This is a genomic window from Holdemanella sp. MSK.7.32 (genome assembly GCF_024460475.1).
Lineage (GTDB): Bacteria > Bacillota_I > Bacilli_A > Erysipelotrichales > Erysipelotrichaceae > Holdemanella.
On sequence record NZ_JANFYN010000111.1, the window covers coordinates 1 to 883 of the forward strand.

General features: G+C 36.4%; 1 protein-coding gene. It reads left to right on the top strand.

Annotation, left to right across the window (positions count from 1 at the left end; all coding sequences use genetic code 11):
• On the top strand, positions 1-883 hold an 883-nt coding region (locus NE544_RS12015; protein ID WP_370866137.1), incomplete at both ends, for a hypothetical protein.

The window sequence follows — 883 nt, forward strand, 5'->3', positions numbered from 1 at the left end:
AGTAAATGATGGATCATTAGTAATTAATCCTAAGTCAATCATTCCTGATGGACCGAATACTCCAGATGAAAAGAAGACTGGTATTGAAGTCACAAATCCTGAAGACTCAATCTATGATGGTTTACCACATGTAAATCCTTTAACAGTAACAGATACTAAGACTGGTGCAGCACTAGTTAGAGATACTGATTACACATTGACATATAGTAGTGATGTAATCAATGTTGGTACAGTTGAAATAAATGTTAAAGGTATCGGAAACTATACTGGTGAATTTACTAAGACTTATAAGATCACACCAAAAGAATATACAGTAACAACAGATTCTGCAAAGAAGGTTTATGATGGAACTGCATTAACAGCTGGTGGTAAGATTGAAGGTATCGTGGATGGTGAAGTTGTTGTTGTTCATACAACTGGTAGTCAGACGGAAGTTGGTTCAACTCCTAATACTTATAAATTAGAGTGGAAGAAAGCTTCAAGTAAAAACTACAAGTTAAAAGAAGATTCTATTGGTACATTAACAGTAACAGAACAGACAATCGATCCAGGTAAAGATCCAGACAATCCAAATCCTAACTACAGTGGTGTTACAATCAATAACCCAAGTAACTCTGTATATGATGGTAAGGAACACAAGTGGTCTCCTGCAGTTGCAGATAAAGAAGGAAATGCATTGGCTGAAGGTACTGATTACGAAGTAGCGTATTCAACATCTGATTTCACAAATGTAACTGGAACAATCACAGTAACAATTACAGGTATTGGAAACTACACGGGAACAGTAACAAGAACATACGAAATCACACCTAAGGCCTATACAGTGACAACAGATTCTGCAAAGAAGGTTTATGATGGAACTGCATTAACAGCTGGTGGTAAG